The sequence below is a fragment of the Streptomyces sp. NPDC025618 genome (genome assembly GCF_055558795.1).
On sequence record NZ_JBVHLW010000008.1, the window covers coordinates 1 to 15,429 of the forward strand.

Sequence of the window (15,429 nt, forward strand, 5' to 3'; positions counted from 1 at the left end):
CCCCCCCCCCCCCCCCCCCCCCCCCCCCCCCCCCCCCCCCCCCCCCCCCCCCCCCCCCCCCCCCCCCCCCCCCCCCCCCCCCCCCCCCCCCCGCTCCCGGAGCGTTTCGGGGTCCGGCGCGGTGCTGCTGGTCATGTGCGGTTCTCCTTGCCGATGACGTGGTCGAGGACGTCGTCGGCGGGACATCGCCGCCGGTCGACATAGCGCGCGGTGAAGGAGTCGACGGCGGCCAGGACGCGGGGCGGCGCGCCCAGCCGGGGCAGCGCCTCGCGGGCGGCGGCGAAGCAGGTGACGGCGGCCCCGTGCAGCTCGGGGTCGGCGAGACCGTGGCGCGCCGCGTTGCGCCACAGGGCGTTGCGCGGCGCCGGATCCGGGCCCGCGGTGTCCGCGAGCGCCTTCACCGCGCGATAGGCGCTCTCGGCGGCCACCGGGTCGTCGAAGAGCGCCGCAGTCACGGCGAGCGGCACCAGCCAGCCGTCCTCCCCGGGCTGGGCGTCGATCATGCGCAGCTCCAGGTGGCCGCGCGGCCGCACCGGCGGGAACAACGTTGTCAGGTGATAGGCGACGTCCTCGGCCGTCACCGGCCGGGGCCGCCCCGAGCGCACCCAGCCCCGCAGGTCCAGGCCCGCGGGCGACCGCCAGGAGGCGCCGTCACCCGACGGCACGCACATCACCGGGGCGTCCAGCGCGTACCGCGCCCAGGCCGCGCGCGGTTCCATCGTCTCGTCCGGGGCCAGGGTGCGCCCCGGGTCCATCCGTGTGTACGTGGCCTGCCTGCTGGAACGCCAGCCGGTCGGGCGGCCCAGGTGCAGCGGGGAGTTGGCGAACGCGGCCAGCAGCACCGCGCCCAGCAGGTGCGCGAGCCGCCACCGCCGCCCGAACCCCAGCGGTCCCGGCTCCTCGAAGCCCGCGTCCACGCACACCTGCACGGACGCCGTCCGGCACATCATGGTGCGCCCGGCGCCGTTCAGACGGTCGTAGTGGGCCTCCATCGCGTCGTAGCGCGGTGTGTCGAGGACGCGGCGGGGAAGGCGCCAGGGGTCCAGGCCGTAACCGGCGAGGACGAGGCCGAGGTCGCGCAGCGCGGGCCTGGCGAGGGCGAGATCGGCGGAGACCTCCGTCACGCAGGAGGCGAGGGACTCCGCGGGCCGGGAGCTGAACTCCACCTGGCCACCGGGTTCGACCGTGAGCAGGGATTTCAGCGGCAAGGTCCGCAGCCGGTCGACGGCGGCTGCCAGCAGGGCCGCGGGGACGGGACGGGCGGGATCGCGAAGATCGTGGACGAGCCATTCCAGTTCGACGCCCAGGCGCCTCGGTGGCCCGGTCTTGAAGCAGATCCCCCGCACGAGCGCGTCCACTTCCGCTTCGCCGACGACATGGGCGGCGCCCGCCCTGTCGGACTCGGTGTCGGTCACGGTCCGTACCTCCGTCCGTTTCCCGCTTCCTGCTCTCGTTCCCTGTCCGCGTGCGGTCAAATCGTCCCGCTCGCCCGGCACCATGGGCGCAGGCGTCCCTCCGACATTGTGGCGATCCCTTGACGCGCCCGCCAGAGGAGGGCGTACGGTCCCGAGGTGACCGCACCCGAGGTGACCTCCGACGTCTTCCTCCCCGGCACCTACGCCCGCGCGGTGCCCTACGCCCGCTTCCGCGAGCTGCGGGCGAGCGCTCCCGTCAGCTGGATCGGGGAACCGGCCGTGGGTCCCTGGCCGGCGGGCCCCGGCTACTGGGCGGTATTCCGGCACGCCGACGTCAAGACGGTGCTGCGCACCCCGGAGATCTACTCCTCGCACCTGGGCGCGACCCAGCTCCGCGACCCCGGCAGCGCGGAGGAGCTCGCGTTCGTCCGGGCCATGATGCTCAACCAGGACCGGCCCGGCCACGCTCGGCTGCGCCGCATCGTGGCCTCGGCCTTCACCGCGCGGGCCGTCCGGGAGCTGGAGTCCGTCATCGAGGCCCGCGCGGTGGCGCTCGTCGACGGTGTCGCCGGGCGGGGCGCGGCGGACTTCGTGGAGCTCACCGCGGACTTGCCCGTGCGGACCCTCGCCCACCTCCTGGGGGTGCCGGAGGAGGACCGGCTGCTGCTGTACGACTGGTCGAACCGCGTCATCGGCTATCAGGACGCCGACCACGCGGAGTCCAGCACCGCCGACCCCGGGACGCTGAGCCCGATGGGCCGCGCGGCCCTCGCCCACCGCCCGCCGGGGCGCACGCGGCCCGACGGCAGCATGATCGGCCATCGGTCGCGCGAGGGGCTCGCCGACATGTTCGCCTACGCCCACGCGCTGGCCGACGAGGTCCGCCCCGGCAGCGTGCTGGCCCGCATGTGCGAGGGCGGCCTGACCCGCGACGAGTTCGAGACGATGTTCTTCCTCTTCGTGGTGGCCGGGAACGAGACGCTGCGCAACGCCATCCCCGGCGGGCTGCTCACCCTGCTCGACCACCCCGCGCAGTACGAGCTCTTCCGGACCGAACCCGCCACGACGGACACGGCGGTGGAGGAGGTGCTGCGCTACTGGCCGCCCGTCATCGACTTCCGGCGCACCGCCACCCGCGACACCGAACTGGCCGGGGCGCGCATCCGGCGCGGCGATAAGGTCGTCGTCTATCACGCCTCCGCCAACCGCGACGAGAGCGTCTTCCCCGACCCCGACCGCTTCGACATCACCCGCACGCCCAACGACCACGTCAGCTTCGGCTACGGCCCGCACTTCTGCCTGGGCGCCCACCTGGCGCGCGCCCAACTGCGGGCCATGCTGCGGGCGGCCGTCGACCGGCTGCCCGGCCTGGAGCTCGCGGGCGAACCGGTGCGGCTGACGTCCAATCTCCAGAACGGGCTCAAGCGGCTGCCCGTCAGGTGGCGAACATGTCCGTGAAGGGGCCGACGGCGTCCGACACCTCATGGCCGAAGGGCGTGTTGAAGTCCCAGATCAGGAAGAGCAGGAAGGCGATCATCGCGCTGTAGACACCCGCGAGCAGCAACTCGCGCGGGGAGCGCCGGATCTGGAGCGTGAAGATCAGCCCGACGGCGACCACGGCGCCACCGATCAGCCCGAACCACACCACGCCCGGCATGGTGTCGTTCGCGTTCTGCGCCCGCGCGGAGCGCGCGGCGTCCGCGGCCCCCACCTGGTCCAGCAGCGGCTGGTACGACTGCGACTCGTGGTCGTCACGCGGTACGTACGAGGTGACGTCCTCCCGCACCTTGGACAGCAACTGCTCGCTGCGGTCGGTGATCTCGCCCCGCTTGAGCATCAGCGGCCACTCCTTGTGCACCACGTAGCTCACATAGGCGTTGATGTCCTCACGGGTGCGGTCCCGCACCGCGGGCGCGTACGCCTGGACCCGCTCGCTGACCTCGTGCAGCGCCTGGGCCTCCACGCGGACTCCGTCCTGCGCGGAGTTGCGCGCCTCCCAGACGCCGGCGATGGCCAGGCCGAGCACGATGGCGTACACGACCCCGATCATCATCGTCATGTACTCGATCACATCGGGCGTCTCGGAGGGGTCGTCGTGCTCGCTCAGCCTGCGTTCCCGGAGCACGGTGATCGTGAGGACGACCACGCACGCGGCGGCCATCGCGAGGGTCAGGACCAGCCACTCGGCCAAGGGAAACCTCCGGGAAGAGCAGGGGCGGACAAGGGGGGCGGAACAGGGTGGAGACGACGTGCCGGGCGGGTCAGCCGCGCCCGCCGCCACTGCCACTGCCACCGCCGCCGCGCGGCCGCAGCATGGCGGCGGCGAGGACGGCCGGGGCGGTGAGCACCAGCATGAGCATGACCGGCGAGGAGCCGCCCTGGGCAGGCGTGCCGGCCGCATGGTGATAGGCGCGGGGCGCGATGTGCGCCGCGGCGATGGCGGGCGCGGGGTTCGGTGGCGGGGGAACGGCCGGGGCCGGGGGCGACGGCGCCGGTGCCGCGCGCTTCACCGCGACGGGCGCGGGGGCAGGGACGGGCGCGGATGGCGCGGGAGGAGCGGGCCGAGGCGGCGGTGGGGGAGCCGGTGCGCGGGGCACGGGCCGGGGAGCGGCAGGCGGTACGGGCGGCCGCGGTGCCTCCGGGCAGTCGGCGCTGATCACCGCCGAGCTCTCCGCGCCGCGCGAGAGGACCGTCAGACAGCCCCGCCCGCGGATGACCACCGAGGTGCCCTCGTCGCCCCCGCCGTCCGAGACCCGGACCTGCCGGTGGTGTCCGTCGTCGATGACGACCGACGGCGAGAGGTCGCCCGGCCCGTCGCCCGTCACACGGACCGAGGGCGGGCGGCCGCCGTCGCGATCGTGCTCCGGCGGCGCCGCTGTGCGCGGGGTGCCGGGGACGGCGGTCGCGTGGGACGGGCGCGGCGCGCCCGCCGCCGGCCCGGGGTCACCGTCCGGAGCCGGTGCGCCCGCCGCTGTCGCCAGCACGGCCGCGAAGGTCACCATGCCCGTACGCCCTGCCCGTACCCATCCACTCACGACGCAGATCTTGGCGGTCGCGCGTGCCTTGAGGCCAATTCCCCGGCGCAATCCCTTCGATGGGGTGAAGAACTGTGTGCGTTGTGTGCAGAAACGTAACGCTCAACTCCGGTACGCGGAGGGGCGGTCCGGGTCCGCCTCCTCGCGAGGACCTGGGGCATACCCCCGGGTCGTCGCCCCTCAGATGCGGGAGAAGTCTTCGTCAGATGCGGGTGAAGTCCCCGTGCCGCCCCGCCCCCGCCGCGAAGCGGGCCGCCCCTTCGAGCGCCTCGCCCAAGACGGCGCTTCCGTGCGCGAGTTCGGCCGCCAGGGCCGCCTTCTCGGGAAGTCCCTCCTGCTCCAGCAGGGAGGCGCGGTCGCCGCGCAGGCACGACTGCGGGAACCGGGCGATCTGGGCGGCCAGTTCCTCCGCCGCCGCGCGGGCCTCGCCGGGCGGCACGAGCCGGTTGGCGAGACCCATGGCGTACGCCTCCGCAGCGGGCACCGGGCGGCCCGTGAGGATCAGGTCCATGGCCCGGCCCGCCCCGATCAGCCGCGGCAGCCGCACCGTGCCGCCGTCGATGAGCGGCACGCCCCAGCGGCGGCAGAACACCCCGAAGACCGCGTCCTCCTCCGCCACCCGCAGATCGCACCAGAGCGCCAATTCCAGCCCGCCCGCGACCGCGTGGCCGCTCACGGCCGCGATGACCGGCTTCGACAGCCGCAGCCGGGTCGGGCCCATCGGGCCGTCGCCGTCGGGCGCGACCCGGTTGCCCCGCTCCGTGCCGAGGGCCTTGAGGTCGGCGCCCGCGCAGAACGTACCGCCCTCGCCCCACAGCACCGCCACCCGCGCCGCGTCGTCGGCCTCGAACGCCCGGAAGGCGTCGGCCAGCAGGGCGGCCGTCGGGCCGTCCACGGCGTTGCGCGCGGCGGGCCGGGCGAGGACGACCGTCGTCACCGGGCCGGAGCGTTCCGTACGGACCGTCACAGCGCCTCCTTCGCCCGCGCGCGGTCCAGGATCGGGCCGAGGTCCGCGCCGGTGGGCAGGGTGCCGAACGCGTGGCCCCAGTCGCCGCCCAGCCGCGACGCGCAGAAGGCGTCGGCGACGGCCGGCGTGCCGTACCGCACGAGCAGGCTGCCCTGGAGCACGAGCGTGAGCTGCTCGGCGACGCGGCGCGCCAGCAGCTGGGCGCGGTGCGGGTCGGCGAGCGCGCCGAGGAGGCCGCGCAGGCGCCCCACGGCGCCGTCGAGCCGGGCGTCCGCCCCCGCCGCCGCGCCGACCTCCGCGAAGTAGGCTTCCAGGGCGGCCGGTTCCTTGGCCAGCGCGCGCAGCACGTCCAGCGCGCCCACGTTGCCCGAGCCCTCCCAGATGGACAGCAGCGGCGCCTCGCGGTAGAGCCGGGGCATCCCCGACTCCTCGACGTAGCCGTTGCCGCCCAGGCATTCGAGGGCCTCGGCGGCGTGCGCGCTGCCGCGCTTGCAGACCCAGTACTTCCCGGCCGCGAGCGCGAGCCTGCGCAGCGCCGACTCCGCGGCGTCCCCGGCCTCCGCGGCGTCGAGCGCGGCCGCCAGCCGCATCGCCAGCACCGTGGCCGCCTCGGACTCCACGGCGAGGTCGGCCAGGACGTTGCGCATCAGCGGCTGGTCGATCAGCTCGGACCCGAACGCCCGCCGGTGCGCGGTGTGGTGCAGCGCCTGCCGCAGCCCGGCCCGCATGCCGGCCGCCGAGCCGATGACGCAGTCGAGCCGCGTCATGTTGACCATCTCGACGATCGTGCGCACCCCGCGCCCGGGTTCGCCCACCGGCCAGGCCACGGCCCCCTCGTACTCGATCTCCGCCGAGGCGTTGGAGCGGTTGCCGAGCTTGTCCTTCAGCCGCTGGAGGCGCATGGCGTTGCGCGTGCCGTCGGGCAGCACCCGCGGCATGAGGAAGCAGGTGAGCCCCTCCGGCGCCTGAGCGAGCATCAGGAACACATCGCTCATCGGCGCCGACGTGAACCACTTGTGGCCGGTGACCACGTACGAGCCGTCGCCCGCGGGCACCGCCGTCGTCGTGTTGGCCCGGACGTCCGAGCCGCCCTGCTTCTCCGTCATCGACATGCCCGCGATCAGCCCCCGCTTGCCCAGCGGGGGCCGGAGGCCGTAGTCGTAGGCGCGCGAGGCGAGCAGGGGCTCGTAGGCGGCGGCGAGGTCCGGCTGGGCGCGCAGGGCCGGCACCGCGGCGTACGTCATGGAGACGGGACAGCCGTGCCCCGGCTCGGCCTGCGCCCAGACGTAGAACTTCGCGGCGCGCACCAGATGGGCCCCGGCCCGCGGCTCGGCCCAGGGCGCGGCGTGCTGCCCGCTCGCGACGGCCTCGGCCATCAGCTCGTGCCAGGCCGGGTGGAACTCCACCTCGTCCACCCGGTGACCGAACCGGTCGTGGGTGCGCAGCACCGGCGGATACGCCTCCGCCAGCCGCGACCGCTCCTGGACCTCCTCCGATCCGGCGCGCGCCCCCAGCGCCCGCACCTCCGCCTCGCCCCAGCCGCCGCCGTCGCGGCGCAGCGCCTCCAGCAGCGCCGGGTCGTCGGCGGTGGTGAAGCCGGTCAGGGGCGGGGCCTGGTTGAACACGTCGTGGGTGGCGCTCACGGGGGACCTCCGGACGGGCGGGTGCGCAGCGGCATTACAGTTTTATGATGCGTGATCCAGTACTGTAATGAACAGGGTTTCGACAACCATGGACGACACCGGCTCCCGCCTGCCCCTCCGGCCGCTGACCGCGCGCTCGGTCGTGCTCTCCACCCTGCTCGGCCACCACCCGCCCGCGCTGCCGGCCCGCGCCCTCGTCCGCGCGGGCGCGCTCTTCGGCACCGCCGAGGGCACGGTCCGCACCGCCCTCACCCGCATGGTCGCCGCCGGTGACCTGGAGCAGCGCGACGGCACCTACCGGCTCACCGACCGCCTTCTCGCCCGCCAGGCCCGGCAGGACGACAGCCGCGCCCCGCGCACCCGCGCCTGGGACGGCGGCTGGGAGATCGCCGTCGTCACCACCGAGCGCCGCGCCCCCGCCGACCGCGCGGCCCTGCGCCAGGCGATGGCGGCCCTGCGCCTCGCCGAGCTCCGCGAGGGCTGCTGGCTCCGCCCGGCCAACCTCGTCCGCGACCGGCCCGCCGTCGTCGCCGAGCAGTGCGCGGTCCTCACCGGCCGGCCCGAGGGCGACCCGGCGCGGCTCGCGGCGCAGTTGTGGGACCTGGACGGCTGGGCGGCGCGGGCGGTCGCGCTGGAGGCGGCGCTGCGCCCCGGCGGCCTCGCCGAACAGTTCACCGTCTCGGCGGCGGTCCTGCGCCACCTCCTGGCGGACCCGGTCCTGCCGGCCGCGCTGCTGCCGCCCCACTGGCCGGGGGAGCGGCTCCGCAGGCACTACGAGGCGTTCGACCACGACTTCCGCGAACTGCTGCGCGGGCATCTGGGGGTGTAGCCCCGCTCGCGCCACCGGCCGCCCCGTACAACGCTGGTCACATGATCCGCACCCGAGCCGCGGTCCTGGCCGCGCTGGCCGCACTGAGCGCCGCCCCCGCGACCGCCCCCGCCGACGCCGCTCCGCCGCCGAAGCGGACCGTCTCCGCCTGGCTGCCCTACTGGGAGCCCGGCGCCTACGAGGACGCGCTCGCCCACGCGGACCAGCTGCACACCGTCAGTCCCTTCTGGTACGAGGCCACCGCCGCCGACCGCGTCACGGCACACCCCGGCGCCGGCGACCGGTCCATGATCGACGGGCTGCACCAGGCCGGGATCAAGGTCGTGCCGACCGTCACCGAGACCCTCGGCGCCGCCGCGATGGCGGACCTGACGGGCGATGCCAAGGCCCGCGCCACCCACGTCGAGACCCTGCTGCGCCTCGCCACCGACCTCCCGTACGACGGCCTCGACCTCGACTACGAGCAGATGAACGACAGCGCGAGCGCCCCCGGCCTCGTCGAGCGGGTGCGCACCGGCTTCACCGCCCTGACCGACGAGGTCTGCGGCAGGCTGCACGCGCTGCGCAAGGAATGCACGGCCGCCGTCTTCCCCCGCTCCGCCACCCCCGGTCACGACCTCGGTCCCGCCTACGACTACGCCCGGCTGGGCCGTTCCCTCGACCGGCTGCGGATCATGGGCTACAACCTCCACGACGCCCTCGCCCCGCCCGGCCCGCTCTCCACCCCCGAGTGGTACGACGAGATCCTGCGCTACGCCACCGCCAGGCTCCCCGCGAAGAAGATCGAGATGGGCATCCCGGCCTACGGCTGGGACCACGCGGTGGGCGACCCCGGCCGGGCCACCCACCGCACCTGGCGGGAGGCCGAGGAACTGCGCCGCAGGACCGGCGCGCCCTACGCCCTGGACCCCGTCGCGCACACCCCGCACTTCACCTACACCGAGGACGGCAAGCGACGCGAGGTCTGGTACCAGGACGCCCGCGGGACCGCCGACCACCTGCGCGTCCTCGGGAAGTACGCAGTGGAGGGGACGGCGCTGTGGGCGCTCGGCTTCGAGGACCCCGGCCTGTGGCCCGTCCTCGCGGGCGCCCTGCCCGCCGCCGCTCCGTCGAATATGAGCAGTCGGTGACAGTTCCGGCGTCCCAAGGGGCGAACGTCGCACTGACGTGCTGATGGGACGGATACTTGCCGCATGTCACGCGTGCTTCTGATCGAGGACGACCGGGCCGTACGGGAAGGTGTCACGCTCACCCTGCGCCGCCGCGGCCACGAGGTCGAGGGCGCCGCGACCGGCGAGGCCGGTATCGCCGCCATGGAGACCTTCCGCCCGGACCTCGTCCTGCTCGATCTGATGCTGCCCGACAAGAGCGGCTTCGAGGTGTGCCGCAGGATCCGCGCCACCCGGCAGATCCCGATCATCATGCTCACCGCGCGCGGCGACGACATCGACGTCGTCCTCGGCCTGGAGGCGGGCGCCGACGACTACATCGTCAAGCCCGCCCGCGGCGAGGTGCTCGAAGCCCGCATCCGGGCCGTGCTGCGCCGCGCCGCGCCCGGCGACGGCGGCCCCGACCCGGCGGTGGCCCAGCCGGTCGAGACGCACGGCGACCTCACCATCGACCGCGCCGGCCTGCTCGTGGCCAAGCACGGCCAGGACCTGCCGCTCGCCCCCTCCGAGATGAAGCTGCTGCTCTATCTCTCCTCGACGCCCGGCCGGGTCTTCAGCCGCCAGCAGCTCCTGGAGCACGTGTGGGAGCACAGCTACCACGGTGACGCGCGGCTGGTCGACGCCTGCGTGATGCGCCTGCGGACCAAGGTCGAGGAGTCCACGAGATCACCGAAGTACATCCAGACGGTGCGCGGTTTCGGCTACCGGTTCGGACCCCTGTGACCCGCCGGCTCCTCCCGCGCCTGGGCGGGCTGCGCCGGCCGGAGTTCCGCCGGCCCAGGCTGCGCGGCGCGGCGAGGGGGCTGCGCGCCCGCCTGGTCGTGGCGTTCCTGCTGGTCGCGGCCCTGAGCGCGCTCACCACGGCCGGGCTGACCTTCCGCTCGGCCCGCACCGCGATCCTCAAGCACACCCAGGACACCGCCATCGACTCCCTGCGCTCGCAGGTGAACTCGCAGGTGCCCGACTACACCTTCCCGCTGACCCCGCAGGCCCAGGCGGACCTCAGCCGCCGGCTCAACGCGGCGGGCGGCGCGCAGCACTGGATCATCCACCTCCGCTACCAGGGCGGGGCGATGGTGCCCCCGGCCGACGCCAACCGGACCATCCCGCAGGGGTTGCAGCAGAAGGTCCGCTCCGGCATCCCGGCCTTCCAGCGCATGGACATCGACGGCGACCCCTGGCTGTCCATCGGTCTGCCCGTCACCTTCAAGGACACCGGCGGGCCCTCCGGACTGGAGGTCTACGCCCAGATGGCGCTCCGCGAGGACGAGGCCAATGTGCGGGCCCTGGTCAAGGCCGCCCAGAGCGGCGCCCTGCCCGCCGTCGCACTGGCCGCCGTGCCCGCCCTGATCGCCGCCCGCGGCGTGCTGCGGCCCGTACGCGAACTGCGCCGCGCCTCCCGGAAGATCGCCGCGGGCGAGCTCGACACCCGGCTGCGGGTGACCGGCCGCGACGAGCTCGCCGACCTCTCCCGGACCTTCAACGACATGGCCGAGGCACTGGAGGAGAACGTCGCCGAGCTGCGCCGCATGGAGGCCAACTCGCGGCGCTTCGCCGCCGACGTCTCGCATGAACTGCGCACCCCGCTGGCCGCCATGACCGCCGTCGTCGACGTCCTCGACGAGGACGCCGCCACGCTCGACCCCGACACGGCCTACGCCGTCCGGCTCATCAGCGAGGAGACCGGGAAGCTCGCCCGCATGGTCGAGGACCTCATGGAGATCTCCCGCTTCGACGCGGGCGCCGCCGCCCTCCACCTCGACGAGGTCGACGTCTCGGAGACCGTCCGCAAGACCCTCCAGGCCCGCGGCTGGCAGGAAAAGGTGGCCGCCGACCTGCCCGAGGGCGTACGGGCCAGGCTGGACCCGCGGCGCATCGACGTCGTGGTCGCCAACCTCGTCGGCAACGCGCTCAAGCACGGCGGGGAACCGGTCAGCGTCGCGGTCCGCGCCGAGGAGCGGGTCACCGGCGACCGGCTGCTGATCGAGATCGCCGACCGCGGTCCCGGCATCGACGCCGACGTGCTGCCGCACGTCTTCGACCGGTTCTTCAAGGCCGACTCCGCCCGCGCCCGCTCCGAGGGCAGTGGCCTCGGCCTCGCCATCACCCTGGAGAACGTCCGCCTGCACGACGGCACGGTGCGGGCCGCCAACGCACCCGGAGGAGGAGCGGTGTTCACCGTGGAGCTGCCCCTGCGGCGCGGCGGGGGTGAGGAGGCGTGAGGATCCCCGCCGGGAAGCCGCGCGCGGCCGCCGCCGCGCTGGCGCTCACCACGCTCGCGGGCTGCGGTGTCACCACCACCGACGCCATCGACGCCGGCCAGCCCGCCACGGGCGCGCGGAGGCAGGGCGTGACCAACACCTATGAGGTCAGGCTCTACTTCATGACACCCACCGGCATCGCCTCCAGCAGCCGGGACGCGGGCGACAGGGTCGGTCCGGAGGACGCCGTCGCCCTGCTCCTGAAGGGGCCCAACCAGCCCGAGAAGGAGCGCGGGATGTACTCCGACCTGCCGAAGATGAACGGCGAGGTCCACGTCACCACCGGCACCATGCGCGTGGGCGTCCAGCTGCCGTACAACGTGCTGAAGCTGTCCCTGGTCGCCCGCAGCCAGCTCGTGTGCACGGCGGCGAACGCCGAGGTGCCCCCGGGGCGGCCGATCCAGGACGTGAAGGTCGAGCTCAGCGGCGGCAGTTACGTCGTCTCGGACCTGGTCTGCGACAACAACAACGCCTTCCCCGCGGCCCAGCTCCCCACCAGGACCGCGGCGCCCGCCCCCTGACGGGGCCGGGCAGCCGTCAGATCTTGGGGAAGCTGAAGGTGTAGCCCTCCTGCTTGAGCCAGGGCAGCAGCCGGCCGAGCGCCTCCACGGTCTGGGCGCGCGAGCCGCCGCCGTCGTGCATCAGCACCGTCGGGCCCTTGGCCAGCTCGCGCTTGGCGGTGGCCAGGATCTTGTCGACACCGGGGTGCTCGAAGTCCTTGGTGTCCACGTTCCAGCCGAGCGGGCGCATGCCGTGCTCGGCGGCGATCCGCCGGCTGTCGGGGGTGAACGCCCCGCCCGGAGCACGGTAGTAGCGCACCGGCTCACCGCCCGACGCGTCCTCGATCAGCTTCTGCGCGTCCAGGATCTCCTTCTCCTGATACGCCACCGGCTTCTTGTCCATGGTGGTGTCGTGCGATATCGAGTGGTCGCACAGCCGGTGCCCCGCCGCCACGACCTTCTTCACCATGTCCGGGTGCTTCCGGGCGTTCGGGCCGATCATGCAGAAGGTCGCCTTGGCGCCGTACTGCTCCAGCAGGGCCAGGATCTTCGGGGTCCAGGTGGGGTCCGGGCCGTCGTCGAAGGTGAGGTTGACGGTCTTCCCCTGGTCCTCCGAGATCCGCGTGATCTCGTCGCTCACGGTCTTCACGGGCGCGGGCCGGTCCGACACCTTGGCGCTGTTCCCGCCGCCCCCGCCGTGCTCGGCGGCCACGGCGATGGTCCCCGCGGCCACCGAGAGGACCGCCGCCGCGGCCGCGATCCGGATCGTGTGCTTCTTCTGCGGCGCCATGGCTTGTGCCCTCCCTGTCGGCGGTCATTGACACCAGCGAAGAGGGTCCGCGGAAGGCGGAGGGTGCGTCTGTTACCGATTCATCATGAATCGGGTACAGCGGGCTCATCTCCCGTGAAGCGAGGGCCTGTCCGGGGCCGACGGGGCGTCAGGGGACGCGGGTGGCGCCATGGGCACCACCCGCCTCAGGATCCGTCCGCGGCCTGGGCGCGGAAGCCGCGCAGCCGCAGGCTGTTGCCGACCACGAAGACGGAGGAGAAGGCCATCGCCGCTCCCGCGATCATGGGGTTGAGGAGTCCGGCGGCGGCCAGGGGGAGGGCGGCCACGTTGTAGCCGAACGCCCAGAAGAGGTTGCCCTTGATGGTCGCGAGGGTGCGCCGGGCCAGCCGGATCGCGTCCGCCGCGACCCGCAGGTCGCCGCGGACGAGTGTGAGGTCGCCCGCCTCGATCGCCGCGTCCGTGCCGGTGCCCATCGCGAGTCCGAGGTCGGCCGTGGCCAGGGCGGCGGCGTCGTTGACCCCGTCGCCGACCATCGCGACCGTACGCCCCTCGCTCTGCAGCCGCCGGACGACGTCGGCCTTGTCCTGCGGCATGACCTCGGCGATCACCTCGTCGATGCCGACCTCGGCGGCCACGGCCTCGGCCACGGCGCGGTTGTCGCCGGTCAGCAGGATCGGCGTCAGGCCCAGCGCGCGCAGTCGCCGGACGGCCTCGGCACTCGTCCCCTTCACCGCGTCGGCGACCTCCAGCACCGCCCGCGCCTCGCCGTCCCAGGCCACCGCGACCGCCGTACGCCCCGCGGCCTCGGCCGCCTCCTTCGCCCGGGCCAGGCCCGCGGGCAGCGGCATCGACCAGGCGTCGAGCAGCTTCTCCCGGCCGACGAGCACCGCGTGACCGTCCACGACGCCCTGCACGCCCAGACCCGGGGCGTTGGCGAAGTCCTCCGGCACGGGCAGCGCGCCGACCCGCTCGGCCGCGCCCGTGGCGATCGCCCGCGCGACGGGATGCTCCGAGGCGTGCTCCAGCGCGCCCGCGAGCCGCAGCGCCTCGGCCTCCGCCGTGCCCTCGGCGGTGTGCACCTTCAGCAGCGTCATCCGGCCGGTGGTCACCGTGCCCGTCTTGTCCAGCACGATCGTGTCGGCCTTGCGCGTGGTCTCCAGCACCTCGGGCCCCTTGATGAGGATGCCGAGCTGCGCGCCCCGGCCCGTACCGACCATCAGCGCGGTCGGCGTCGCGAGTCCCAGGGCGCACGGGCAGGCGATGATCAGCACGGCCACGGCGGCCGTGAACGCGGCCGTCAGGCCCGCGCCGCTGATCAGCCAGAAGGCCAGCGTGCCGAGCGCGAGGACGATGACCACGGGCACGAAGACCGCTGAGATCCGGTCGGCGAGCCGCTGCGCGGCCGCCTTGCCATTCTGGGCGTCCGCCACCAGCTCGGCCATGCGGGCCAGCTGGGTGTCCGCGCCCACACGGGTCGCCGCCACGACGAGCCGCCCGCCGGCGTTGAGCGTCGCGCCGGTGACGCCGTCGCCCACCCCCACCTCGACCGGCACGGACTCACCGGTGAGCATCGAGGCGTCCACGGCGGACGTGCCCTCGACGACGGTGCCGTCCGTGGCGATCTTCTCGCCGGGCCGGACGACGAAGTGGTCGCCGACCACGAGGTCCTCGGCGGGGATCAGCTCCTCGCGGCCGCCGCGGAGCACGGCCACCTCCTTGGCGCCCAGCTCCAGCAGCGCCTTGAGCGCGGCTCCCGCCTTGCGCTTGGAGCGGGCCTCGAAGTAGCGCCCGGCCAGGATGAACGCCGTCACCCCCGCGGCCGCTTCGAGATAGATGTTCTCCGCGCCGTCGCCGCGCGCGATGGTCAGCTCGAAGGGGTGCGTCATGCCCGGCATGCCCGCGCTGCCGAAGAACAGCGCCCACAGCGACCACAGGAACGCGGCCGAGGTGCCCACCGAGATCAGGGTGTCCATGGTCGCCGCGCCGTGCCGGGCGTTGGTGAAGGCGGCACGGTGGAAGGGCCAGGCGGCGTAGGTGACGACGGGGGCGGTCAGGGTCAGGGACAGCCACTGCCAGTACGTGAACTGCCAGGCCGGCACCATCGCCAGCACGACCACGGGCACGGCGAGCACCACTGCGGTGAGCAGCCGCTGCCGCAGCGTACGCAGCTCACCACTCGGGTCATCGGCCTCGTCCGGTCCGCTCTCGCGCGGGGGCCGGGGCACGGCGGCGGTGTAGCCGGTGGCCTCCACCGTGGCGACGAGGTCGGCGACGCTGAGGTCCTGGCGGTAGGTGACCTTGGCCTTCTCGGTGGCGTAGTTGACGGTGGCCGCCACGCCGTCCATGCGGTTGAGCTTCTTCTCGACGCGCGCGGCGCACGAGGCGCAGGTCATCCCGCCGATGGTGAGTTCGACCTGGGTGGCCGTGGTGCTCATTGCCGACTCCTGAGGCTGAGGTGATACCCCCTGGGGGTATCTGACGGAGACATGTATACCCCCGGGGTGTATGGCGGGGCAAGGGGAGGCGGAGATACGGGCCAGGGGTATCCCTGGATGGCTGACCGGAAGGGCATTCAGCCCGTTCCGGGCACCAATCCAGCCTGTGCCGGGCACCAACCCAGCCCGTCCGGCGTTTGAGGACAACGCGCGAAGCGTGTTGCGGGGGGCCGGGGCGCTCAACGATGGGGGTCTGGGGGCTTGCCCCCCAGTTTCGGGAAGGGGCGGGGCTGGGGAACAAACAGCCCGTTGGGGGCACCTCCCAGCGTTAGCTGGGGGAGTTTGAGGACGCGGCCGCAGGCCGCCCCCGCCGCAGGCGGCAACG

General features: G+C 74.1%; 13 protein-coding genes. 6 read left to right on the forward strand and 7 right to left on the reverse strand.

Annotated features, from left to right (window positions below; all coding sequences use genetic code 11):
* Window positions 1-131 precede the first annotated feature (131 nt).
* A complete protein-coding gene (gene egtA / locus ACZ4A5_RS10130; RefSeq protein WP_467580739.1) occupies window positions 132-1,415 on the reverse strand; it encodes an ergothioneine biosynthesis glutamate--cysteine ligase EgtA in 1,284 nt (427 codons plus the stop codon).
* Window positions 1,416-1,571: 156 nt separating this feature from the next.
* Here egtA and ACZ4A5_RS10135 point away from each other — a divergent pair, with 156 nt between their 5' ends.
* Window positions 1,572-2,873 (forward strand): cytochrome P450, encoded by a 1,302-nt coding sequence (locus ACZ4A5_RS10135; protein ID WP_467580742.1) that lies wholly within the window; start codon window positions 1,572-1,574, stop codon window positions 2,871-2,873.
* Here the strand turns inward: ACZ4A5_RS10135 and ACZ4A5_RS10140 are convergent.
* From ACZ4A5_RS10140 to ACZ4A5_RS10155, 4 genes are all read right to left on the reverse strand, one after another.
* Window positions 2,851-3,606, reverse strand: a complete 756-nt coding sequence (locus ACZ4A5_RS10140; protein ID WP_467580745.1) for a bestrophin-like domain — start codon at window positions 3,604-3,606, stop codon at window positions 2,851-2,853. The genes ACZ4A5_RS10135 and ACZ4A5_RS10140 overlap by 23 nt on opposite strands.
* A 70-nt stretch (window positions 3,607-3,676) precedes the next feature.
* The gene (locus tag ACZ4A5_RS10145) at window positions 3,677-4,450 is read right to left on the reverse strand and encodes a hypothetical protein (protein WP_467580748.1); all 774 of its coding nucleotides are present in this window, start codon (window positions 4,448-4,450) and stop codon (window positions 3,677-3,679) included.
* A 202-nt stretch (window positions 4,451-4,652) separates the two neighbouring features.
* Complete coding sequence (locus ACZ4A5_RS10150) at window positions 4,653-5,417, reverse strand: crotonase/enoyl-CoA hydratase family protein (RefSeq protein WP_467580751.1); 765 nt, start codon at window positions 5,415-5,417, stop codon at window positions 4,653-4,655.
* Complete coding sequence (locus ACZ4A5_RS10155; RefSeq protein ID WP_467580754.1) at window positions 5,414-7,060, reverse strand: acyl-CoA dehydrogenase family protein; 1,647 nt, start codon at window positions 7,058-7,060, stop codon at window positions 5,414-5,416. Before ACZ4A5_RS10155 ends, ACZ4A5_RS10150 begins: the two co-directional genes overlap by 4 nt.
* Window positions 7,061-7,148: 88 nt before the next feature.
* Here ACZ4A5_RS10155 and ACZ4A5_RS10160 point away from each other — a divergent pair, with 88 nt between their 5' ends.
* The 5 genes from ACZ4A5_RS10160 (at window position 7,149) to ACZ4A5_RS10180 (ending at window position 11,840) form a co-directional block, all read left to right on the forward strand.
* Window positions 7,149-7,889 carry a PaaX family transcriptional regulator C-terminal domain-containing protein gene (locus tag ACZ4A5_RS10160; RefSeq protein ID WP_467580757.1) on the forward strand — a complete coding sequence of 247 codons (741 nt, stop codon included), beginning with the start codon at window positions 7,149-7,151 and terminating at the stop codon, window positions 7,887-7,889.
* Between the two features lie 41 nt (window positions 7,890-7,930).
* Window positions 7,931-9,019, forward strand: coding sequence for a glycosyl hydrolase family 18 protein (locus ACZ4A5_RS10165; RefSeq protein ID WP_467580760.1), 1,089 nt, complete (start codon window positions 7,931-7,933; stop codon window positions 9,017-9,019).
* 63 nt (window positions 9,020-9,082) lie between these two features.
* Complete coding sequence (locus ACZ4A5_RS10170; protein ID WP_398868893.1) at window positions 9,083-9,781, forward strand: response regulator; 699 nt, start codon at window positions 9,083-9,085, stop codon at window positions 9,779-9,781.
* A 20-nt stretch (window positions 9,782-9,801) separates the two neighbouring features.
* The gene (locus ACZ4A5_RS10175) at window positions 9,802-11,280 is read left to right on the forward strand and encodes an ATP-binding protein (protein ID WP_467581226.1); all 1,479 of its coding nucleotides are present in this window, start codon (window positions 9,802-9,804) and stop codon (window positions 11,278-11,280) included.
* On the forward strand, window positions 11,277-11,840 hold the full coding sequence (locus ACZ4A5_RS10180) for a hypothetical protein (RefSeq protein ID WP_467580764.1): 564 nt from the start codon (window positions 11,277-11,279) through the stop codon (window positions 11,838-11,840). Before ACZ4A5_RS10175 ends, ACZ4A5_RS10180 begins: the two co-directional genes overlap by 4 nt.
* Before the next feature lie 16 nt (window positions 11,841-11,856).
* Here ACZ4A5_RS10180 and ACZ4A5_RS10185 read toward each other — a convergent pair whose 3' ends face one another.
* Window positions 11,857-12,609: a polysaccharide deacetylase family protein gene (locus ACZ4A5_RS10185; protein WP_467580767.1), complete on the reverse strand. Its 753-nt coding sequence runs from the start codon at window positions 12,607-12,609 to the stop codon at window positions 11,857-11,859.
* Window positions 12,610-12,794: 185 nt separating this feature from the next.
* Window positions 12,795-15,044, reverse strand: coding sequence for a heavy metal translocating P-type ATPase (locus ACZ4A5_RS10190; protein ID WP_467580770.1), 2,250 nt, complete (start codon window positions 15,042-15,044; stop codon window positions 12,795-12,797).
* Window positions 15,045-15,429: the final 385 nt, after the last annotated feature.

Excerpts from the sequence above, each read along its gene's own strand:
- ACZ4A5_RS10185 (WP_467580767.1), bottom strand. The coding sequence starts at position 12,609 with ATGGCGCCGCAGAAGAAGCACACGATCCGGATCGCGGCCGCGGCGGCG.
- ACZ4A5_RS10165 (WP_467580760.1), top strand. The coding sequence starts at position 7,931 with ATGATCCGCACCCGAGCCGCGGTCCTGGCCGCGCTGGCCGCACTGAGC.
- ACZ4A5_RS10160 (WP_467580757.1), top strand. The coding sequence starts at position 7,149 with ATGGACGACACCGGCTCCCGCCTGCCCCTCCGGCCGCTGACCGCGCGC.
- ACZ4A5_RS10170 (WP_398868893.1), top strand. The coding sequence starts at position 9,083 with ATGTCACGCGTGCTTCTGATCGAGGACGACCGGGCCGTACGGGAAGGT.
- ACZ4A5_RS10190 (WP_467580770.1), bottom strand. The coding sequence starts at position 15,044 with ATGAGCACCACGGCCACCCAGGTCGAACTCACCATCGGCGGGATGACC.